At 48.1% G+C, this 20,294-nt stretch carries 21 protein-coding genes; 14 read left to right on the plus strand and 7 right to left on the minus strand.

Features of this window, described 5'->3' with window-relative positions; translation table 11 throughout:
* The first annotated feature begins 325 nt into the window (after window positions 1-325).
* From phsA to nrfD, 3 genes are read left to right on the plus strand one after another with little or no spacing between them, the layout of a single operon-like run.
* Entirely contained in the window at window positions 326-2,602 is a 2,277-nt protein-coding gene (phsA, locus tag AC5YB1_RS03900; RefSeq protein ID WP_494520795.1) for a thiosulfate reductase PhsA, read from the plus strand.
* A 12-nt stretch (window positions 2,603-2,614) separates the two neighbouring features.
* Window positions 2,615-3,187, plus strand: coding sequence for a 4Fe-4S dicluster domain-containing protein (locus tag AC5YB1_RS03905; RefSeq protein WP_110457057.1), 573 nt, complete (start codon window positions 2,615-2,617; stop codon window positions 3,185-3,187).
* Window positions 3,184-4,131, plus strand: a complete 948-nt coding sequence (nrfD, locus tag AC5YB1_RS03910; RefSeq protein WP_475514985.1) for an NrfD/PsrC family molybdoenzyme membrane anchor subunit — start codon at window positions 3,184-3,186, stop codon at window positions 4,129-4,131. Before AC5YB1_RS03905 ends, nrfD begins: the two co-directional genes overlap by 4 nt.
* Window positions 4,132-4,341: 210 nt before the next feature.
* Here nrfD and rraA read toward each other — a convergent pair whose 3' ends face one another.
* A complete protein-coding gene (gene rraA / locus AC5YB1_RS03915) occupies window positions 4,342-4,827 on the minus strand; it encodes a ribonuclease E activity regulator RraA (protein WP_110457059.1) in 486 nt (161 codons plus the stop codon).
* Between the two features lie 335 nt (window positions 4,828-5,162).
* Between rraA and AC5YB1_RS03920 the strand changes: the two genes are divergently transcribed.
* Together AC5YB1_RS03920 and AC5YB1_RS03925 are read left to right on the plus strand one after the other, a co-directional pair.
* Entirely contained in the window at window positions 5,163-5,417 is a 255-nt protein-coding gene (locus AC5YB1_RS03920; RefSeq protein ID WP_494520796.1) for a YgjV family protein, read from the plus strand.
* Window positions 5,418-5,783: 366 nt separating this feature from the next.
* Window positions 5,784-8,966: an HD domain-containing phosphohydrolase gene (locus AC5YB1_RS03925; RefSeq protein ID WP_494520797.1), complete on the plus strand. Its 3,183-nt coding sequence runs from the start codon at window positions 5,784-5,786 to the stop codon at window positions 8,964-8,966.
* A gap of 32 nt (window positions 8,967-8,998) precedes the next feature.
* On the opposite strand, the gene accC is transcribed toward AC5YB1_RS03925, so the two are convergent.
* The 4 genes from accC to AC5YB1_RS03945 form a co-directional block, all read right to left on the minus strand.
* Window positions 8,999-10,381, minus strand: coding sequence for an acetyl-CoA carboxylase biotin carboxylase subunit (accC, locus tag AC5YB1_RS03930; RefSeq protein ID WP_494520798.1), 1,383 nt, complete (start codon window positions 10,379-10,381; stop codon window positions 8,999-9,001).
* 8 nt (window positions 10,382-10,389) lie between these two features.
* The gene (gene accB / locus AC5YB1_RS03935; RefSeq protein ID WP_494520799.1) at window positions 10,390-10,833 is read right to left on the minus strand and encodes an acetyl-CoA carboxylase biotin carboxyl carrier protein; all 444 of its coding nucleotides are present in this window, start codon (window positions 10,831-10,833) and stop codon (window positions 10,390-10,392) included.
* 18 nt (window positions 10,834-10,851) lie between these two features.
* Complete coding sequence (aroQ, locus tag AC5YB1_RS03940; RefSeq protein ID WP_475514979.1) at window positions 10,852-11,298, minus strand: type II 3-dehydroquinate dehydratase; 447 nt, start codon at window positions 11,296-11,298, stop codon at window positions 10,852-10,854.
* 145 nt (window positions 11,299-11,443) lie between these two features.
* Entirely contained in the window at window positions 11,444-11,743 is a 300-nt protein-coding gene (locus AC5YB1_RS03945) for a hypothetical protein (RefSeq protein ID WP_494520800.1), read from the minus strand.
* Window positions 11,744-12,135: 392 nt separating this feature from the next.
* On the opposite strand from AC5YB1_RS03945, the gene AC5YB1_RS03950 reads away from it, so the two are divergent.
* Window positions 12,136-13,236, plus strand: a complete 1,101-nt coding sequence (locus AC5YB1_RS03950) for an ISAs1 family transposase (RefSeq protein ID WP_494520801.1) — start codon at window positions 12,136-12,138, stop codon at window positions 13,234-13,236.
* On the opposite strand, the gene nikR is transcribed toward AC5YB1_RS03950, so the two are convergent.
* On the minus strand, window positions 13,233-13,643 hold the full coding sequence (gene nikR / locus AC5YB1_RS03955) for a nickel-responsive transcriptional regulator NikR (RefSeq protein ID WP_475514977.1): 411 nt from the start codon (window positions 13,641-13,643) through the stop codon (window positions 13,233-13,235). The genes AC5YB1_RS03950 and nikR overlap by 4 nt on opposite strands.
* 182 nt (window positions 13,644-13,825) lie before the next feature.
* On the opposite strand from nikR, the gene AC5YB1_RS03960 reads away from it, so the two are divergent.
* The 5 genes from AC5YB1_RS03960 to AC5YB1_RS03980 are packed head-to-tail and all read left to right on the plus strand — an operon-like array spanning window position 13,826 to window position 18,448.
* Complete coding sequence (locus AC5YB1_RS03960) at window positions 13,826-15,376, plus strand: ABC transporter substrate-binding protein (RefSeq protein ID WP_494520802.1); 1,551 nt, start codon at window positions 13,826-13,828, stop codon at window positions 15,374-15,376.
* Window positions 15,364-16,353 carry an ABC transporter permease gene (locus AC5YB1_RS03965; protein WP_475514975.1) on the plus strand — a complete coding sequence of 330 codons (990 nt, stop codon included), beginning with the start codon at window positions 15,364-15,366 and terminating at the stop codon, window positions 16,351-16,353. Before AC5YB1_RS03960 ends, AC5YB1_RS03965 begins: the two co-directional genes overlap by 13 nt.
* A complete protein-coding gene (locus AC5YB1_RS03970) occupies window positions 16,346-17,176 on the plus strand; it encodes an ABC transporter permease (protein WP_475514974.1) in 831 nt (276 codons plus the stop codon). The genes AC5YB1_RS03965 and AC5YB1_RS03970 overlap by 8 nt, the downstream gene beginning before the upstream one ends.
* Window positions 17,170-17,880 (plus strand): ATP-binding cassette domain-containing protein, encoded by a 711-nt coding sequence (locus AC5YB1_RS03975; protein ID WP_494520803.1) that lies wholly within the window; start codon window positions 17,170-17,172, stop codon window positions 17,878-17,880. The genes AC5YB1_RS03970 and AC5YB1_RS03975 overlap by 7 nt, the downstream gene beginning before the upstream one ends.
* Entirely contained in the window at window positions 17,864-18,448 is a 585-nt protein-coding gene (locus AC5YB1_RS03980; RefSeq protein WP_475514972.1) for an ATP-binding cassette domain-containing protein, read from the plus strand. The genes AC5YB1_RS03975 and AC5YB1_RS03980 overlap by 17 nt, the downstream gene beginning before the upstream one ends.
* Before the next feature lie 25 nt (window positions 18,449-18,473).
* Here the strand turns inward: AC5YB1_RS03980 and arfB are convergent, their stop codons facing one another.
* Window positions 18,474-18,890 (minus strand): alternative ribosome rescue aminoacyl-tRNA hydrolase ArfB, encoded by a 417-nt coding sequence (gene arfB / locus AC5YB1_RS03985; protein ID WP_494520804.1) that lies wholly within the window; start codon window positions 18,888-18,890, stop codon window positions 18,474-18,476.
* A gap of 103 nt (window positions 18,891-18,993) precedes the next feature.
* On the opposite strand from arfB, the gene AC5YB1_RS03990 reads away from it, so the two are divergent.
* The 3 genes from AC5YB1_RS03990 to AC5YB1_RS04000 all read left to right on the plus strand — a co-directional run bounded on the left by AC5YB1_RS03990 (window position 18,994) and on the right by AC5YB1_RS04000 (window position 20,220).
* On the plus strand, window positions 18,994-19,371 hold the full coding sequence (locus AC5YB1_RS03990) for a SpoIIAA family protein (protein WP_110457071.1): 378 nt from the start codon (window positions 18,994-18,996) through the stop codon (window positions 19,369-19,371).
* A 77-nt stretch (window positions 19,372-19,448) separates the two neighbouring features.
* Entirely contained in the window at window positions 19,449-19,634 is a 186-nt protein-coding gene (locus tag AC5YB1_RS03995) for a DUF3012 domain-containing protein (RefSeq protein ID WP_475514970.1), read from the plus strand.
* 190 nt (window positions 19,635-19,824) lie between these two features.
* Window positions 19,825-20,220, plus strand: coding sequence for a hypothetical protein (locus tag AC5YB1_RS04000; protein WP_494521573.1), 396 nt, complete (start codon window positions 19,825-19,827; stop codon window positions 20,218-20,220).
* Window positions 20,221-20,294 lie beyond the last annotated feature (74 nt).

The following is a 20,294-nucleotide window of genomic DNA, read 5'->3' on the forward strand; positions in this document are numbered from 1 at the left end:
AGATAAAACAAAATCACATTAATTGATTGTTTTATATTGTTTTATATTGTTTTTTGTGTGTTGGCTGCACGAGTGCTATTCGATATGTGGTTTACCACACTATACAAAATCAGCGCTGTGTGTTGGTGAAATTATCGACCATGAAGTCGATCACAAACTGACCTGTCAGTGGACCGATATGTGGTATACCACAATGTGCAACCCTTCCTCCCTTGGTAACAATGGTGAAAACCGAGTGACATTTGATGGTGTTCTCCCGCGCAATTAATCGGGATGAGATACCAGCTTAGGTCTGTCGGTATCATTGTTAATTGGGAGAGAAATCATGAAACTTGATCGGCGTACCTTTATTAAAGGGGCTGGTGCTGGGACCGCAGGTTGCGTATTTGCGACTTTGCCGGGCTCATTAGCAGCGCTAGGGCAAACGGGGTTAAGCGGCAGTGCTGAATCGGTCGCCAGTATCTGTGAGATGTGCTCGACAAGATGCCCCATTTCGGCGCGAGTCGTGAATGGTAAAAACGTCTCCATATTGGGCAACAAGAAAGCCAAATCCTTTGGTGGCGCAGTTTGTGCGCGTGGCGGCGCAGGCCACAGTCAGCTGTACGACAAGCAACGTATCGTTAAACCGCTCAAGCGGGTAGGTGAGCGCGGCGAAGGCAAATGGGCCGAAATTGAATGGGATGAAGCTTATGCCATCATTGCCGAAAATCTCAATAAGATAAAAGCCCAGCACGGCGCCGAATCGGTGGCATTTTCCTCTAAATCTGGCTCACTTTCGGGGCACCTTTTCCATCTGGCTAAGGCTTTCGGTAGCCCAAACACCTTTACTCATGCCTCTACGTGTCCGGCCGGTTATGTGGTGGCTGCCAAGGCGATTTTTGGTGGCAAAGTCAAACGTGATTTAAGTAACTCTAAATACATCATTAACTTTGGTCATAACCTGTATGAAGGCATCAATATGTCTGAAACGCGGGGCATGATGAATGCACAAATGGAGAAGGGCGCTAAGCTGGTGGTGTTTGAGCCTCGCTTCTCTATTGTGGCCGATAAAGCCGATGAGTGGTACGCCATTAAACCTGGCACCGACGTTGCGGTAGCGTTGGCGATTTGCCACACCCTTATCGAAGACGATCTGTATGATAAGGCTTTTGTCGCCCAGTACGTTGCTGGTTTCGACGCGTTTGCGCAAGAAGTTAAAGCCTACACGCCTGAATGGGCCGAATCGGTCAGTGATGTGCCCGCTGAAGATATTCGCCGTATCACTCACGAATACGCCGCCGCAGCCCCTCATGCCGTGGTGGACTTTGGCCACCGCTCTTCATTTACCACCGAAGAGTTTGAGATGCGCCGCGCCCTTTATGCCGCCAACGTGTTAATTGGTAACATCGAGCGTAAAGGGGGGCTTTATTTTGGTAAGAAAGCCTCTAAGTACAATAAGTTTGCCGGTGAAAAAGTGGCGCCGACCTTAGCGAAACCTGGGGTAGAGGGGATGCCTTCAATCGATGCCAAGCGTATCGATATGGTCGATGAACAATATGCCTTGTTGTGGTCATCGGGGGGGATCTACCAAACGATTTTAGATGCCACATTAGAGGCCAAGCCTTATCAGTTGCATGGCTGGGTGATGAGCCGTACCAATCCGATGCAGACCATGACAGATAGAGCACGCATTGTTGAGACCATGCAAAAGCTCGATTTTATCGTCGCCTGCGATATCTACATCAGTGAAAGCGCCGCTTATGCCGATATCTTCCTGCCTGAATCGACCTACCTTGAGCGTGATGAGGAGATTGTCGATAAGTCGGGTAAAAACCCGGCTTACTATGTGCGTCAACGTGTGGTCGACACCATAGGCGACACTAAACCCAGCTGGATGATTTGGAAGGAGTTAGCCAATCAACTCGGGCAAGGGCAGTACTTTCCTTGGGATAACATGGAAACCTTGCAGCTGTTTCAAGTCGATAAAGATGCGGCGCTGCTCAACACCATTAAACGTGATGGTTGGGTCAGCTATGGTAAGCCGTTGATGCTGCGTGAGCGGGAGATGGTCAAGACCTTTACCGACACCTACCCCAATGCTAAAGCGGTCGATGATGATGGCACTTATGCCAGCCAGCTAAGCTTTAAAACCCCGTCTGGCAAGATTGAGCTGAGCTCAGATAAAGTGGAGCAAATGGCGCCAGGGAGGGGGGTTATCCGCTACCGCGAAGTGACCATGAAGAAGGCCGACGAGCTGTTTTTCATCCAAGGAAAAGTCGCGGTGCACACCAATGCGGGCACGCAAAATGTCCCTATGCTGGCTAATCTAATGTCGGATAATGCGGTATGGATCCATCCCATCACGGCGGGCTTATTGAACATTGCCAATGGTGACGCGATTCGGATCTATAACGCGACCGGCAGCGAAGAGGGTCATGCCTTGGTCACGCCGGGTATTCGTCCCGATACCGTGTTTGCCTATATGGGCTGTGGTTCTAAAAACAAAGAGCTGGCCCGCGCCACAGGTAAAGGTGTGCATTGTGGCAACCTACTTCCTCACGTTACTTCTCCGGTTACAGGTATGAATTTGCATACCACCGGGGTCAAAATTGCCAAGCTGTAATCGGAGTTCATTATGACTAAACGTTATGTTCTTGTGCACGATGAAAATAAGTGCATTGGCTGCCAAGCCTGTAATGTGGCCTGCCGCAGTGAAAATAATGTGCCTGAGTCGGTGACCCGGCTTCAGGTACGCATCGAGGGGCCTTACGGTAACTTTCCTCACCTGCATTTTAAATACAATCGCGTTTCTTGTGAGCAGTGTGAAAACGCGCCATGCGTCAAGGTGTGTCCTACGGGCGCGGCTTACGTTAACGCCGATGGCATTGTCTCGATAAATGAAAACAAGTGTGTCGGCTGCCTCTATTGTGTTGCCGCTTGCCCCTACAAGGTGCGCTTTATTAATCCGGAAACTCGGGTGCCAGACAAGTGTGATTTTTGTAAGGAGACGCGCCTTGCTCGTGGTGAAGACCCTGCCTGTGTCAGTGTTTGCCCAACCCAAGCCTTAGTGTTTGGCGATGCCAATGATCTGAACTCAGAGGTTCGCAAGGTGTTAGACACTAAGCCGCATTATCAGCAAAAGGTGAATCTTGGCACAGAGCCAAGGGTCTATCGCATTCCTAGCCGTAAAGGGGGGATTAAAGCATGAACAATATTTGGGGCTCCATGGAGCAATATGATCCAGTCGTCTGGAACTGGATAATCGCGGTCTACCTGTTTATGGCAGGCTTATCGGCAGGTTCTATGTTGGTGGCGATAGGGCTTAAATGGTACAAGCAGAGCCGAGGGCTCCCCACTGATGGCTTGCCTGTGATCAAGGCCGCGGCGGTGATAGGGCCAGTGGCTATCTGTTTGGGCATGGCGTTATTGGTGCTGGATTTGACGAAACCGTTTGAATTTTATCATATCTTACTCAATTACAACTTAACGTCTGTGATGGCATGGGGGGTTATCGCCCTGCTGATTTACATTCCTTTGGTGTTTGTGTTTGCCGCGTTAGTGTTTGAAAAGCAGGTGCTGCATTACGCTCCTTGGTTAGCGGGCATCTTGTCGGTCTGCCGTCAGGTTGAAGGCAGTTTGAATAAGCTGATTTTTGCGCTGGCACTCGGTGTCGGGGTCTACACCGGATTTTTACTGTCGGCGATGATCAGCTATCCGATCCTCAACACCGCCGTGTTACCAGCGCTGTTCTTAGCTTCGGCGCTCTCGGTCGGTTCGGCTGGTAATATCTTGGTGGCCACGCTGTTTTTCAGTAAGAAAGAGTCTGACTGTATCGAGCAGGTGCACCGTATCGAGTATCCCGTGGCGTTTAATGAGGCACTTTGTTTAGTGCTACTGTTTGTCGGGCTTAACTTTTCCGGTCCTGCCGCGCAGGCGGCGACGGCGGCAATCACCACTGGGACTTGGGCAAGCGTTTTTTGGGTTGGGGTAGTCGGTTTAGGGCTGGGTGTGCCCGTGCTTGCCAGCACCTTCGCCCCTAAGGCGTGGCGACACAGCAAGGCATTTTTAATTACCGTATCTTGTAGCACGATTCTGGGGGTGTTGGCCTTACGGCATTTCGTGGTCTACGCGGGGCAAAGCTACATTAGTTAATGGTCATGTTATATGGGTTAACCTATCGCGTTAACCCATATGGTGGTTGTGACTAAGTATATTAATAATTAAATCAAAAAAGGATGATGGCCTAGTCGGTCATCATCCTTTTTTATTGTTAGCATCAGTGCGGTTACTGGCTATTTTGCTTGCGCTGATCTTAAGTATATCGCCATTGCGAATGGGGCATTGAATTTGTCTGTAAGAGCGTTAATCGATATCTAATGGCTCTGGCGACAAAATAATCCCCGTGTTGTCAGCATACAGGTGATCGGCTGGTAAGAAGGTCACGCCACCAAAGTTAACCGGCACTTCGAGCTCGCCCACACCATGACCATCGGCGCCAACGGGTATTGAGGCGATAGCTTGGATGCCGATATCGAGATCTTCCAGCGCATCAACATCACGCACCGAACCGTAAATAACAATACCTTCCCAGTTATTGGCGACCGCAATTTCTGCAATTGAAGCATCGAGCAGTGCGCGGCGTAATGAACCACCACCATCAACCAGCAGCACTTTACCTTCCCCATCTTGCTGCAATACTTCTGCAATCAAACCATTGTCTTCGAAGCATTTGATGGTGCTAATTGAACCACCAAAAGAGCTACAACCACCGTAGTTGCTGAACATGGGTTCGACGACATCGACCATATCAATGTAAGTGTCACAAAGTTCTGAGGTGTTGTATTCCATAAGTCATACTCCTGTAGGAAGGCATTTTGCTAGGATAAATCAGCAAGATATTAGTACCAGCCAGTATATAAGGGATTCTTAAAAAGAAAAGCGTTATCAATCACGCAATTGCCGATAAAACCAGCTTTCATGTCAGTTGGTGTAATGTTTCTATCATTGGTGGCAAAATATACTGAAAACATGACCCACCTCATTAAATAACGTATTTTTATTACACATTGCGAATGGTTTTGCTAATATAGCTGCAGTAATTGATAACGTTAATTTAACTTGCTTTAGGGGCATGGATCCCCCAGTTCGCTTACGGATGGTATAGGGCCTTAAGAAGGTGCCTTATGGAAGTATCAAACACAATTGAATTAATTGGCTATTCTGCATCATTAATGGTGGCAATATCCTTAATGATGAAAGACATTGTTTGGCTAAGAACGCTTAATTTTGCTGGCTGTTCGCTGTTTGTGATCTACGGCACTTACATATCGGCATGGCCGGTTGCAGGTATGAATGCCTTTGTTGCCTGCATTAATATCTATCATTTAGTTAAAATTGCCCGTAGTAAATCGCAGTTAAACGACATAAAAAGCGCCTGACTGTGGTGTGTGCCAACCTGAGTCTGCTCTCGGGTTGGTTGCTCTGCCTGACTCCTCGTCCTCCCCATCGAATGTGTGCCTGAGCTGATGACTTACTGAGGTGAGTCGATGTTTCGCCTATACCCACGGCAATCTGCTGGCGCAGACTTTTACTTATAGTTTGTCACCGAGTTATCAGCGTTTATGCTGATAACAGCTATGTGCTATAGCCCCAGTTATTAATGTTATTTTTGCTGTATTTCTTCGTGAGGCACGGGGTTAAATTGCATGTGCGCAGTACAGATAACAAATTGACTTGTTACTGGTTTGTTATACTATCCTAAATGCATTCGACGTTTAGCCTCCCCGAAGAAAAAGGATTCGCTCATGGCAGCGCAGGGCACAAAACCTTATCGATTTACTATACGTGTAACCGTCGTCGGCATTTTTGTATTAGCGACCCTATTTACCGCCGTGATTGCGATTGGATTGCAGTACTATTTTAGTGAGCGTCTGGCTACTGAGTCGGCGCTTAAACTCTACAATAGCAGTGCGAGTAGCACCAGTGACCACTTGGCGTATTTAGACCGCAGGATGGTCAATACGACTAAGCTCTTGTCAAATTTCTCGCCGTTGCAGGCAGACGATGGCTTGTCTGCCGAGGCACTCAACGTATTTTCTCAAGTGATGCAAACCTCGTCCTTTATCTGTGCTATCTACATTGGATTAGAAAACGGTAATTTATACGAGCTTATCAATCTTAATGCGCATCCTATTGTTGGCAAACAGTTAAACGCGGGTCACTCCGATCGTTGGGCTTTAATCAAGATTGAAGCTGGTGATGATGGCACGCGCGTGCGTGAAATCGCTTATTTCGATGCCGAGTTTAACCTTAGAGTCAGCCATAGGGATGTGAGTGATTATGATGCGACCAATCGCCCTTGGTATATCAACGCCGACCATAAGCAGGTATATAAAACTGAGCCGTACTTATTTCAAAATTTGCAAGCTCCAGGGGTGAGTTATTCCATTAAGTTAGCGGGGAGTGATGCTGTCTTAGGGGTGGATATTGCGTTATCTAGCCTAGAAGATCATCTTGTCCTTCAAGGGCAGAGCCATGGGTTAGACAAAAAACAAGAGGTGTTTGTTTATCAAGGCAGTGGCGAGCTTATCGCCTCTAACCAAACTTCTGTAGCCGAATTTAAACTCCCAGCAGCGCCGCCATTAGTCCTCTCTGAGGAGCAAAAAGCCTTTATTGCGCGCTCGCCAGTATTGAGAGCATCGAATGAAACTGATTGGCCGCCAATCGATTTTGCACTTGCGGGTGAGCCGCGAGGATACAGCATAGATATGCTCAACTTAGTGGCACAAATGACTGGGCTGCGAATTGAGTACACTAATGGATTTAGCTGGGCTGAGTTTGCTGAAAAATTCAAACAGGGTGAACTCGATCTATTGCACTCGGTATTAAATACTCCAGAAAATCATGATTTAGGGTTATTTAGTCAATCGTTTTTGCCCTTACCTTTTGCCGTCGTGACTCGTCCCGAATCCAAGGTGATTCATCACATTAGTCAACTCGAAGGGCGTAAGGTCGCGATTCCCCGTGGTTGGTCAATTATCCCTATTATAACGCGTCATTTTCCTCAACTTGAGGTGGTTGAGTATGACTCAACTCGGGCGGTCTTGCAGGCCGTAGCCCAAGGGGAGGTGTTTGCCGCATTAGATAACAGCATAGTACTGCATTATACCGCTAAGCTTTTCTTTATTGATGGCATCCAATTTCATGAGCAACTCGATTTTTCGCCGGCGAGGGTTGATACCGGCTTAAGTATTGTGGTGCACCCAGGTAAAGAGATGTTGCTGGGTATAATCAACTTAGCATTGGCAAATATTACGCCTGAGCAGGTAAACGCGTTACGGCAAAAATGGTTCGGTGAAGGGCCACGGCTTTCACCCTTATTATCTCAGGGGTTTGTTCCTTATAAGGTTTTGATAGATATTGCTAATAATCCAGACGCACATCGGCAGTTAACCCAGTATTCGCTCAATGGCGAAAACAAGTATGTTTATGTAACCCCAATGAATAACCGCGGCGCAGCAACGGAATATTTTGCTATCGTGGTGCCTAAACCCGTGTTGCTATCGACGAGTCATGAACGGGTGAAAAAGTCTATTCTGATCACCGGCATATGCATGCTGTTAGTGCTGCCATTATCATGGCTCTTTGCTTCTCCCATTATCAATCCCATTAAACAGTTAGAACTTGAAAACCTCAAAGTGAAAAACCGCCAATACAGTGAGGTCACTAAGGTTAATAGTTATATTGTTGAAATTGATGAGTTGGCCAGCTCTATGGTGGATATGTCTGAGTCGATTAAGTTGCATGAATATAATCAAAAGCACTTAATGGAATCATTTATTAAGCTTATCGCGCAGGCTATTGATGATAAATCTCCCTATACCGCCGGGCATTGTAATCGAGTACCTGAACTTGGGTTAATGCTGGCAGAGCAGGCTTCTGCCTCGACACTGCCGCCTTTTAAGACGTTTGGGTTTAAGAATGAAGATGAGCACATTGAGTTTAGAATAGCGGCTTGGTTACATGATTGCGGCAAGATCACCACACCAGAGCATATTGTCGATAAGGGCAGTAAGTTAGAGGTGATCTATAACCGTATTCACGAGGTGCGCATGCGCTTTGAGGTATTGTGGCGTGATGCTCAAATCAGTTACCACCAACAGCTAGCGCAGCAACCTGAGCACAAAGAGCACCTGCAGGCAGAATTAGATAGCAAGTGGCAAACACTCAGCCAAGATTTTGAGTTTATCGCCAATGCCAATGTAGGGGGCGAATTCATGGACCAAGCTCATATCGATAGATTACTGCAACTGGCCAAAATTACTTGGGTACGCCATTTCGACGACAGGCTGGGGCTGTCCCCCATAGAAGAGCTTAACTATCCCGACTTGCCAGCCTCTCTGCCTGCAACTGAGCAACTATTAAGTGATAAACCGCAGCATATTATTCGCCGCGATTTTCCGGTGCACTTCGATGAAAAATTTGGCATAAAGATGACGATCCCTGAGCATCTGTATAACCAAGGTGAGTTACACAATTTAGCCATTTCACGAGGTACCTTAACTGCTGAAGATCGCTTCAAGATTAATGAGCACATTACCAGTACCATTAAGATGTTAGAGAACTTACCTTTTCCTCCTGAACTGGCGCGGGTGCCGCGCTATGCCTCGACTCACCACGAAACACTTAAAGGCACTGGCTATCCGCGCAAGTTGACGGCTGAGCAGCTATCCACCCCTGAGCGCATTTTAGTGTTAGCCGATATTTTTGAAGCCTTAACGGCCGCCGATAGACCCTATAAAAAGGCTAAACCCCTCAGTGTGGCCATCGATATTTTGCATAAAATGGTGTTGGATGATCATGTCGACAGAGACCTATTTGAGCTGTTTTTAACCAGTGGTGTTTACCTTGACTACGCGAATAAATTTCTCGACCCGAGTCAAATCGATACGGTGGATATTGAGCAGTACCTTAATCGAACGGCGTAAATATGGTCGGGGAAAAGAGCTATATATCGCCCCTAGCGGTCGGCTTTATTGGTCGGCAGAGTCGCCAGCAGTGAGTGCTCTAAATAATCGATGGGCTGCGCGCCTTGGGCAAAGCCATCGTCGGCCAGTATCCGCTTGAGCAAGGGGATATTCGTGTTAATCCCTTGGATAATCAGTTCATTTAAGGCAACGCGCATACGGGCAATGGCGCAGTTGCGTGAGCTCCCCCAAGTGATGAGCTTACCTATCATGGCATCGTAATAGGGTGGCACTTGATAGCCTTGATAAAGGTGCGAGTCCCAACGAACCCCAAGGCCGCCAGGAAGGGTCAGTGCTGTGATGGTGCCGGGTGATGGGATAAAGTTAACAGGATCTTCGGCGTTAATACGACACTCAATAGCATGACCATGGCATTGTATTTGTGCTTGGCGCATGCCAAGAGGCTGATCTGCGGCGATACGCAGCTGCTCGGCGACCAAGTCGAGATGAGTCACCATCTCTGTTACCGTATGTTCTACCTGCAAGCGGGTATTCATCTCCATAAAGAAAAACTCACCCTCTTGGTAAAGAAACTCTATGGTGCCAACGCCCTCATAGCCTATGGCTTGGCAAGCCTTGATACAGCGTTGACCGATAGTATCGCGCTGCTCATCGGTTAACCCTAATGCCGGCGCTTCCTCTATCACCTTTTGCTGGGCACGTTGCATCGAGCAGTCACGTTCGCCTAAAGACAGCGCATTGCCTTGCTTATCGCATATGACTTGCACCTCGATATGGCGCGGCTGGCTTAAGTATTTCTCTAGATAGACGCCGGCATTGCCAAACGTGGCTTCGGCCTCACCTTGAGTTAAGGCTATGGTGCTTAGCAGCGCGCTGGCATCGTTAACGATGCGCATCCCTTTTCCGCCACCACCGGCGGTAGCTTTGACCATAACCGGATAGCCGATAGCGTCGGCCAGAGCCAAATTGGCGGACGCATCATCGCCCAACAGGCCATCAGAGCCGGGAATAGTCGGTAATCCTGCCGCTTTCATGGCGGCAATGGCGCTGACCTTATCCCCCATTAGGCGGATAGTGTCACTGTGTGGGCCGATAAACACAAAACCACTGGCGGTCACTTGCTCGGCAAAGGTGGCGCTTTCGGATAAGAAGCCATAACCAGGATGGATAGCATCGGCATGGGTGAGTGCGGCAGCGGCCAGTATTGCTTGGCTGCTTAGATAACTTTGGCTCGATGGTGCGGCGCCAATACACAGGCTTTCATCGGCAAGGGTGACATGCAAGGCGTCTTTGTCGGCGCGTGAGTGAACGCTCACTGTGGCGATACCCAAGTGCTGGCATGCGCGGATGATCCTTACGGCGATTTCGCCGCGATTGGCGATAAGCACTTTGTTAAACGGGCGCGATGCTGCCATGGCAGAGCTTACTCGATAACCATTAAGGGTTGATCAAACTCAACGGCGTCACCGCTGTTGCATAAAATTGCCTTCACTACGCCAGCATGTTGGGCTTGTATTTGGTTCATCATTTTCATTGCCTCAATAATGCAAACGGCATCACCTTGCTCGACCCTTTGTCCCACTTTGACTAAAGGCTTGGCGTCTGGCGAAGGCGATAAATAGAAGGTGCCCACCATAGGAGACACCAGCAGATCTTCCTCGGCATAGTCGAGTGGCTTAGTCGACTCTGGGTTGGTTTTATCTTCTGTGTCGTCGGTGGTTTGGCCAAATGCTTTGGCCGCTACGGTCTTGGTGTAGCTCAGATCGCGGCAGATACGAATCGACTCCTCGGCATTTTTAATTTCCAGCTCCGAGATATCAGAGGCTTGCACCAGGGCTATCAGTTTTTTAATTTTACGAATATCCATATGCTTGTCTCTTGAGCATTAGTGAGCTGCTTTGATACGGCTGATGGCCGAGCGCAGTGCAAATTGATAACCCATTTCACCCAAGCCACAGATCACCCCAACGGCTTTATCTGAAAAGTAGGAGTGATGTCGAAACGGTTCGCGGGCATGCACATTCGACAGGTGCACCTCGATAAAGGGGATAGCCACTCCCAGTAGTGCGTCTCTAAGTGCGACACTGGTGTGGGTAAAGGCCGCCGGATTGATAATAATGAACTGGGCATCGCTGGCATGAATGGCATCGATCAGTTCATGTTCGGCATTGGATTGAATATGTTGCAGTTGCACCGCCTCCGCTTGGGCCATTTGGGTCAACTGTTCGACAATCTGGCTTAAAGTGTGATGACCATAATGGCCGGGTTCTCGACGACCTAACAGGTTTAGATTAGGGCCATTGACTAACAATATTTTCGCCTGACTACTCATGCAACATACCTTTAGGAGTGAGCTGCAGCGCGGCGCGCAGATGCTCATTTTTAATAGATAACTGCAAGTTAGCATAATTTAGCGCTATTTTGTCGCCGCAATTTAAATTTCATCATCAGCCAGTGTTGAGTCGATTACCGTCAAGTCACCAGAGGATGTCTTGTGGGCGACTGCCTTGCAATGCATAGTCGGTATCGGTATCGGTATGGCGACCCGCTCGGCCATTAGCGAATAAACCCGGTACAAACTGGCTGAGGACCTTGTTGATATCGACCGCCCCAGCGGCTTGGATCATCTCATTAATGATAATGGTGACATCGCTACTAAGGGTAACATTTTGGTAGGTGCCGTCATCTTGATATTGCCCAGCGTGAACGGTGATTTTTTCGATATCATCAGCGAAAGCGGCGTTATTACAGCTAATAACGTTAAAGCTAATCCCCATGTTTTAAAATACATTACTCATTCCTTTTGGATACGCGGTTATGTTTTTGTGACCTAAGCTAACGGTGTGCTATATGTTTGAGTGGGAATAATTTTGCGAGCCAGATCAATTATATCGGCGATAGATGAAAAATATTATAAAAGTATTACTCGTGCTGTGTGAATATCGCAGGCAATATAATGTACTTAATTAAATGGCTGAATCATTTATTAATGAGTGAAAAGGGATTGATATCAGGCTTGAATATGCTTGATGAATTATAGTGGTTACCACTGGATAAGCTTGGTCGATGTGCATTAAAGGTCAGGGCGGGATCATACTTTGTTAATAGTAGGGAACTTCTTCGTATCTGCATGATCTGATCGGGCATGTTATTCTACTGAGCCTAATCCATGTCCTTATTTGAACACTTGAAACTCATCGAAGACCCTCGCTCTCACATCAACCTAAACCATGATTTAGTTGATATTATTTTTCTCGTTTTAGCCGCTATCGCTTCAGGTTGTGATGGCTGGCAAGCTATCGAAGAATTCGGCCAAGAGAACCTATCTTGGCTGCGTAAACATCGAGATTTTGATAACGGAATCCCTACTCGACATTCCATTGCTCGGATCATTAAAGTGATCGATACCGAAATACTGGTTATGACACTCTTTAGTTGGGCAAATCGCTTAAGAGAAGCCTCAACCAAGCCATTGATCGCTATTGACGGCAAAACCTTGCGTGGAGCTGTTAATCAACATGGCGCTAACAATGCGCTTCACTTAGTTTCGGCCTTTGATACTGAACAAGGAATTGTGCTGTATCAGCAAGATACACAGACTAAAGGCAATGAAATCGCAACGGTTCAGGCGTTATTGCACATGTTAGACATTAAAGACGCTGTTGTAACCTTTGATGCACTTCACTGCCAGCGGGAAACGCTTCAACAAATTATCAAAGCTAAAGGCGACTATGTTGTTCAGGTAAAAGGCAATCAACCGCTACTGAGGCAGGCCATAGAGATGGAGTTTCAACCTCACTGGGATAACGACGGCGTCGACATCTTGAGTATCGAAGAGGATGATAAGGGGCATGGCCGTAAAGAGCGTCGCACGACATTTCAAATTTCAGCAAAGCTGCCGCAGGCGCTCGCGAAAAAGTGGCCGTCAGCAAAGTCGCTCATTGCCGTTGAACGTCAACGAACATGCAAAGGCATTACCACCATAAGTATGGATTATTACTTAAGCTCTTTGCCTCTAGACATCGAACTTGCAGCCAAAGCGGTGCGTCAGCATTGGCACATCGAGAACCAGCAACACTGGGTGCTTGACGTCACCTTTAGGGAAGACTGTTCAAGGATTGGTGACCATGAAAACGCGAAGAAGATGGCGCTATTTCAGCGTATCGTGCTGAACCTTTTAGAGCAGCATCCGCTAAAAGCCAGTAAACCAACCAAGATAAGAAAAGCAGCATGGAATGGCGATTTTAGAAGCGAGATTTTCTTTGGTTAAACGATACCCGTGCGGCTTAAGCGTGCCACCTTGACGCCTTTAAGCACAGCGATTCGATTGACTATGCTATTGAGTTCACTGGCTTGCCCTTTGATAATAATGGTTTCTAGGCAGTTATGGTGGTCAATATGAACATGAGTACTACATAACACATGAATTAAATTATTGTGCTGTATCTCAAGCAGTTTTTCAGTTAGCCCTCTTTGGTGATGATCAAATACCAGCGTGAGCACGCCCACCACATCTTCTTTGCTGTTATTCCACTGTTTATCAACCAGCCTATCGCGAAATAGATCTCTTATATATTCAGAACGAGAAAGATAACCCCGCTCTAATTGATCTTCTTCAATTTCTTCAAATTGAGATTTTGGCATGGATACAGTGAAGCGGATCGTGTCGTTAGGCATAAGTTAAATTCTATTAAGCTTAATTACTGTGAGTATCCTACAGATATAAAAAGGAAGCAAAAATATAAAATTGATCTAAGTCAACGATAGTATTAAAGATCTGTTTTCAGGCTGATTTTTAGACAAACACCGGCTAGTATGACGAATATTTTAATAGTATTACGCGCTTGGGCTGAATGTTTATGAGACGGTTAATCTTGCTGCTGTTGTGTGGTTGCTTCGCTTGCCTGTCAGTGGCCGCGACGGATAGGGAAGTGGCTGCCACTGAGAGGGTATTGACACTCGCCTTAGGCGCCGAGCCCGATGCGGGGTTCGATCCTATCTTAGGTTGGGGGAAATATAACCGCCCGCTGTTTCAGTCGACACTGTTGCAGCGCAATAAACAACTTGAGCTGGTGGGCGACTTGGCGACATCGTGGACCTTATCAGCCGATCGCTTAACCTGGCAAGTCTCGCTACGCAAAGGGATTCACTTTAGCGATGGCACAAAGCTTACGGCTGAAGATATTAAGTTTACCTTCGATACTGCCAAGCACATTGCCTCAATACACGATCTCACTAATCTAGAGAAGGTTGAGGTGGTATCAGATGGGGAGCTCAGGTTTCAGCTGCAGCAGGCCGACATCACTTTTATCGATAACTTTGTCAGTTTAGCGATTGTGCCTAAAGCAAGTTATGGTCCCCAATATGGTTTAGCACCTGTTGGCTCGGGGCCGCTTAAGTTTGTTCGCTGGGATCGCAATCAACAGCTCATCATGGTTCCCAATCCATATTATTACGGCCAAAAGCTGCAATTTAAAAAAGTGGTGGTCATTTTTAGTGATGAAGATAGCCGCTACTCTCGGCTGCGCGTCGGTCAGCTAGACCTTGGCGCGATAGCACCGCGCTATGCGCAGTTACTCCCGCCGACATATCGGCTATGGCGTATCGACAGTGTCGATAACCGCGGCATTGCTTGGCCTATGCTGCCTAAGCAGGGCAATAACATAGGTAATGATGTTAGCTCAGATCTGGCGATCCGCACCGCTATCGACTTAGTCATTGATCGTCAGGTGTTAGTTGAGCAACTGCTAGAGGGCCATGCAACACCGGCTTATTCGATTGCCGATGGATTGCCTTGGGGGCCAGTTGATCAAGCCCATGAACCTCAAGTTGATCGCGAGGTAGCCATTGCACTGCTTGATAAAAGTGGATGGCAATTACAAGGTGGTATACGTCAGCGCGATGGCGTTAAGGCGTCGATGACGCTTTATTATTTGGCAGGCGACACCGTGCGCCAACAATTAGCCTTGGCGGTAGCGCAAATGGTCAAACCGCTAGGCATCCAAATCACTCCCGTCGGTAAAAGTTGGGAGGCCATCTATAAACAGATGCATCAACAGCCGGTGTTATTTGGTTTTGGAAGCCACTCGGCAACCGAAGTGAGGGGCGTGCATCACAGTCAATATCGAGGCCAAGGCTATTTTAATTCAGGCTATTACAGTAATCCTGAAGTGGATAACGCATTAGATGAGGCCCAGCATGCCCCTTCGTGGCAAGCCTCATTGCCGTATTGGCAAAGCGCGCAGCAATTCATTGCCCAAGATAAACCTTGGACTTGGCTGGTCAATCTTAAACATCTTTATGCGGCCAATGTCTGTCTTGATCTGGATTCGCCCGGTATTGAGGCCCATGGTCACGGCTGGCCATTAGCCAATAATATCGAGCATTGGCGCTGGCAATGTCCCAACTGATGCCCACCCATAGTTATGCCATCTTAAGCGCTGGTTTACGGCTGGTATTACTGCTGATTTTGGTGGTGTTACTGGCCTATTTTCTGCTGAGTTGGACACCGATAGATCCGCTGAACGCCTATTTAGGTGGCAATGTCTTTGGTATTTCTGAGCCACAAAAGGCCTTGCTCGCCCAGCAGTTGTCACTGGATCAAAGTGTGGGGCAGCGTCTACTGCATTGGTTATCTGGGTTAGCGCGAGGCGATCTCGGCTTTTCTACCCTTTATCAGCAGCCCGTTTCAAGCGTTATCGCCACCCATTTACCCCTATCGCTACTGCTCATTGGTCTTAGCTGGGTAGGATCATTGGTGCTCGGTTATCTGCTGGGGTTACTGGCGGGTATTTATCAAGACAGTTGGCTCGATAAGGCGGTGCAGCGGTTTTCATGGTTGATGGTATGCATGCCCTCTTTTTGGTTAGCCATGCTGTTTATCAGCCTATTTTCAATTGCCTTACAGCTCACCCCCGTGTGCTGTGCTGCGCCAATTGGTATGACTTTTTCTGAGCAATCTGTGCTCAGTATGTTGCATCATCTGCTATTGCCTGTCGCTACCCTGACGGTGGTGAGCATGGCGCCAATAGTGTTGCACACCCGAGAGAAGGTGATTGACGTGCTGCAGTCTGATTATGTGCAGTATTCTCTGGCGCATGGGGATAGCCTGTTTAAGGTGGTGCGCTTTCATGTGATCCGTAACAGTCTATTACCGGCAATCGTGTTGCAATTTGCGACCTTTGCAGAGCTGTTTGGTGGCTCGCTGATCGCCGAAACTGTGTTTAGTTTTCCCGGATTAGGCGCCAGTATTGTGAAGGCAGGTTTAGCCAGTGACACCGACTTACTCATGGGCTGCACCTTAATTTCGGCATTGATGGTCTTTAGCGGTAACCTTATTGCCACTGTGTTATCACGCTACTTTATTCAGGAGGCTGGGGATGCGTGATCTACTGCGTCAGCCCAGTTTTATGGCCGCGCTTGCCTTACTATGTGGGTTAGTTGGGCTGGCCTTACTCTGGCCTTGGCAGGGGGCAGAGCTCGATTTACTCAATAAATATCAAGCGCCTTCACTACAACATCTGTTTGGCACCGACTGGCTCGGCAGAGATCTGTTTAGTCGCAGTCAACAGGCGCTGGCGCAGAGCCTGTATGTGGGCGGGCTTGCGGTATTGCTAAGCAGTGTGTTGTCGTTGATGATGGCGATGCTTGCCATGTTACATCGCTCCGCCGCGTGGATGGTCGATCTGCTGGTGGATCTGTTTATGTCACTCCCCCACCTCTTGCTGTTAATTCTCTTATCGTTAGCCTTTGGCGGTGCAGAGTTCGGCTTAGTGGTGGCGGTTGCATTAAGTCACTGGCCTAAACTCACGCGATTACTGCGTTTTGAAATGAAACAGGTGCAGTCTGCCCCCTATTATCAGTTAGCGAAACAGTTTGGTACTTCACCTTGGCAAAGATTACGGCGTCACATGTTGCCGCATATCTTGCCTCAGTGGTGGATAGGCGGTTTGCTGCTATTTCCTCATGCGCTTACCCATATGGCGGCGTTGACCTTTTTAGGTTTTGGTCTTAATCCTGACTCGCCATCCATGGGCGCCTTGCTAGCTCAGGCATCGCAATATGCGTTAACTGGACATTGGTGGTTTGCCCTGTGCCCCGGTTTACTCTTACTCAGTTGCTTGCTGCTCTTGTCTTATGTTGCGCAGCGTCTGCTGCTCGGTTTACGTCAGGGGCCGCAAACTCACCTTGAAGGAGTGGTTAAATGTTAACTGTCGAAGGGCTTAGTATTCAATCCGATGCTGTCTCTCTATTGTCGCCGTTAAGCTTTTCGCTCAAGCAAGGTGAGGTGCTTGGCGTGATAGGCGCGAGCGGTAGCGGTAAAAGTTTATTGGCACAGGCGTTGATGGGGCAGGTGCCGCCCGGCTTTAAATTAGGTGGCAAGGTTACCAGTCAGCAAGGCTTTCGGCGCGCATTGGCGGCGCAGTCGGCCTCTGTGTTAGATCCGTTGCGATTAATCGGGTCACAATTGCGTTATGCATCGCAGCGATTAGGCAAGCGTGCCTCGACGCGTCGACACTATTTTAAGCTTGGCGGCAATATTACTGAGCGTTATCGGCACCAGCTCTCTGGCGGTATGGCAAAGCGCGCCTTAATGGCGCAGGCTTGCTGGCAATCGAGCGAGATTATGATTGCCGATGAGCCCTGCTGCGGACTCGACGTCGAAGCGGCAAAGGCGATATATCAACATTTAGCGATGCTTGCTCGCGATGAACAACTGGGCGTCATGGTGATTAGCCATAATTTGAGGCAATTATTGCCTATTGCCGACAGAGTGTTAGTGCTGCGCGATGGGCGCGCCGTGGAAATGACCACACCAGCGCATATTCGTGCAGGGGCGTGTGATGAGTATACGCACCGCTTTTGGACGGCACTGCCAGAACATTGGGAGTCAGAACGTGTTGCGGTTGCATAAAGGCTATGTGCGCCGAGGCGAGCAGTTAATCACATTTCCAGACATCGAGCTTAAGCGCGGCGAAATAGTGGGGGTATCAGGCCCCAGTGGTGTGGGCAAATCCACTTTAGCGAGCATGCTTGCGGGGATAATACCTATGCAAGCTGAGCTGCACTCATTGCCAAGGCGCGCGCGGGGTAAACCTAATCCGGTGCAGTGGCTTATCCAGCAGGGGGAGTTTGCGTTTAATCCCAGATTAACCCTTAAAACCGCGTTAGATGAGAGCTGGCAATGTGACGATTACCTGCCACTGCTTAAGGATTATGGTCTGGAGCCCTCTTGGTTAACAAGACGGCCAAATCAGTTATCCGGTGGTCAGCTACAACGTTTTAATTTGATCCGGGCATTAGTGCCCACCACGCAGTTTATTATCTGTGATGAGGTAACGGCACATCTCGATACCATCACCCAAGCTGAGTTTTGGCAGCACTTATTAGCTACGGCAAATAAGCGCAACTTAGGCGTGTTGGTGATCTCCCACGATCCCTACCTACTCGAAGCGATTTGCGATCACATTGTGACTTGGTAAAGCGCCGTCAACGGCAAGCGTACGCTTAATCGCGAGGCTTCTCTTGGCGCAGGGCCTTGGTGGCGCCGCGCTGTTTTTTGGCCTCGATACGCCGTTTCTGACTGCCTTTGGTGGGCTTGGTGGCGATACGCTTTTTAGCGGTATGTCCAACGCTGGCGACCAAGCTGATAAATTGTTCCAGTGCGGTTTGACGATTAGCATCTTGGCTGCGGCTAGCTTGACACTTAATGATGATTTTGCCGCTTTTGGTAATACGATGATCAGCTTTAGCCAGTAAGCGTTGCTGATACAGTTCGGGGAGCGAGGATTGGCGAATATCGAAAATAAGCTGGGCAGCGGTAGAGACTTTATTGAGATGTTGGCCTCCAGCGCCACTGGCGCGGATAAATTGCCACTCAAGTTCATGGTCTTGTAGTTCAATTCGATTGCTGATTTTTATCATGCAGGCTCTTTAATGGTGATTATTTGATATAGACAGGTATCATTGCACTGACCAAATAAGGCAAAATGGTCAACTCATTCTTGCACCGTCGCGGAGTCCCAATATGTTATGTCAAATCGCTGATATCACCAATGGGGTGATCAGTTTATTTGCTAGCGGTCGGTTATCGACAAAAGATTATTGCCAGTTAATCGCCCCCATCATTGAAAAATACCAAGCCGAGTCAGGTAAAGTCTGTCTGTATATCGAAGCCGACGTACTGCTCGAAGGCTGGGAGAGCCAGTCATTATCAGGTGTCGGTGAGGTTCAACTACCTAGGTTCGATGCGCTAGTTTTAGTGGGCGGCCCTGATTGGTTTGGTAATGCCGTGCGTCTAATGGGGCCATTTATGCAAGGCGAGGTCGCGTGGTATCCGCTCGAGCAAAAGCCATTGGCTATTGAATGGATAACAGCCAAATTAAGTTGCCCATTAACCCAATAAACAATTTAGGCTACACTGGCTGTTGGAAATAAGCCCGAGCGCAACACAGCGTTATAGCGAATATTGAAGGAAATCCTATGTTAGCCATTAAATCTCCAGTCCTTAAGTGCGCAACATTAGCGCTGTTTACTCTGACACTATTGTCAGGCTGCGCGCCAGAAGTGGGTAGCGAAAAATGGTGTAAGCAGATGGAAGATAAGCCCAAAGGCGATTGGACCGCTAATGAAGCTGCCGATTACGCCAAGCACTGCGTCTTTAAATAATCGCTTAATACCGCGTTATCCATAGCAAATGTGACGCCGACAATACTTTAGTTATGTGAGGTATTGTCAGCGTTGAACAAATCATTACAATGCCTGTCAAATAGCTATTCATTTGATTTTTTAGCTTTATTTTTTAAGGGTGTCTGTGAGTCGTTTCTTCCACCTCGTTATCCAAAAGATCGCATTAATGATGATCGCTATCGTGGCGCTGCAGTTTGCAGTGGCTAACTTTGGCGTGCATCAGTTGCACTTAGGGGATCATCAGGAGGAGAGTGAAAACCACCCCCATCTGCAGTTTACTGCCCAGGTGATCAGCCTATCCCAATGTGTCGATTGCCAATGTGCGTTCGATTCACCTGAGCTAGACAAGCATCAATCCACGGCCCACCATCAACATCAGATCAGCAAAACCGAGACCCAAACTTTCGACCTCTGCCTAGATTGCCAGTGCCACGGTGGTCATGCGACCCTATTGTCGCAAGTGATTATTGTGCCATCGCTGCCTGTGTCTGATGCGCCAAAGAACTTAGCTCACCATTACTTCCCACCCGAGCAACAAGCCGCTTACCGCCCCCCCATAGTGTAATTCTGTTAGCCCATATTCTTCTGTAGCTCATGGCCGTCTTAGCAATAAGGCCGCGGCTTATGCTATGGCGTTTT

The organism is Shewanella sp. 433, from assembly GCF_059338565.1.

Bases quoted from the DNA above. Each gene is read 5' to 3' on its own strand.
- AC5YB1_RS03950 (WP_494520801.1), top strand. From the start codon at position 12,136: ATGTCCTTATTTGAACACTTGAAACTCATCGAAGACCCTCGCTCTCAC.
- AC5YB1_RS03975 (WP_494520803.1), top strand. From the start codon at position 17,170: ATGTTAACTGTCGAAGGGCTTAGTATTCAATCCGATGCTGTCTCTCTA.
- AC5YB1_RS03990 (WP_110457071.1), top strand. From the start codon at position 18,994: ATGTTATGTCAAATCGCTGATATCACCAATGGGGTGATCAGTTTATTT.
- AC5YB1_RS03905 (WP_110457057.1), top strand. From the start codon at position 2,615: ATGACTAAACGTTATGTTCTTGTGCACGATGAAAATAAGTGCATTGGC.
- AC5YB1_RS03920 (WP_494520796.1), top strand. From the start codon at position 5,163: ATGGAAGTATCAAACACAATTGAATTAATTGGCTATTCTGCATCATTA.
- AC5YB1_RS03965 (WP_475514975.1), top strand. From the start codon at position 15,364: ATGTCCCAACTGATGCCCACCCATAGTTATGCCATCTTAAGCGCTGGT.
- AC5YB1_RS03995 (WP_475514970.1), top strand. From the start codon at position 19,449: ATGTTAGCCATTAAATCTCCAGTCCTTAAGTGCGCAACATTAGCGCTG.
- AC5YB1_RS04000 (WP_494521573.1), top strand. From the start codon at position 19,825: ATGATCGCTATCGTGGCGCTGCAGTTTGCAGTGGCTAACTTTGGCGTG.
- AC5YB1_RS03945 (WP_494520800.1), bottom strand. From the start codon at position 11,743: ATGGGGATTAGCTTTAACGTTATTAGCTGTAATAACGCCGCTTTCGCT.
- AC5YB1_RS03925 (WP_494520797.1), top strand. From the start codon at position 5,784: ATGGCAGCGCAGGGCACAAAACCTTATCGATTTACTATACGTGTAACC.
- arfB (WP_494520804.1), bottom strand. From the start codon at position 18,890: ATGATAAAAATCAGCAATCGAATTGAACTACAAGACCATGAACTTGAG.
- phsA (WP_494520795.1), top strand. From the start codon at position 326: ATGAAACTTGATCGGCGTACCTTTATTAAAGGGGCTGGTGCTGGGACC.
- nikR (WP_475514977.1), bottom strand. From the start codon at position 13,643: ATGCCTAACGACACGATCCGCTTCACTGTATCCATGCCAAAATCTCAA.
- rraA (WP_110457059.1), bottom strand. From the start codon at position 4,827: ATGGAATACAACACCTCAGAACTTTGTGACACTTACATTGATATGGTC.
- accB (WP_494520799.1), bottom strand. From the start codon at position 10,833: ATGGATATTCGTAAAATTAAAAAACTGATAGCCCTGGTGCAAGCCTCT.
- aroQ (WP_475514979.1), bottom strand. From the start codon at position 11,298: ATGAGTAGTCAGGCGAAAATATTGTTAGTCAATGGCCCTAATCTAAAC.
- accC (WP_494520798.1), bottom strand. From the start codon at position 10,381: ATGGCAGCATCGCGCCCGTTTAACAAAGTGCTTATCGCCAATCGCGGC.
- AC5YB1_RS03960 (WP_494520802.1), top strand. From the start codon at position 13,826: ATGAGACGGTTAATCTTGCTGCTGTTGTGTGGTTGCTTCGCTTGCCTG.
- AC5YB1_RS03970 (WP_475514974.1), top strand. From the start codon at position 16,346: ATGCGTGATCTACTGCGTCAGCCCAGTTTTATGGCCGCGCTTGCCTTA.
- nrfD (WP_475514985.1), top strand. From the start codon at position 3,184: ATGAACAATATTTGGGGCTCCATGGAGCAATATGATCCAGTCGTCTGG.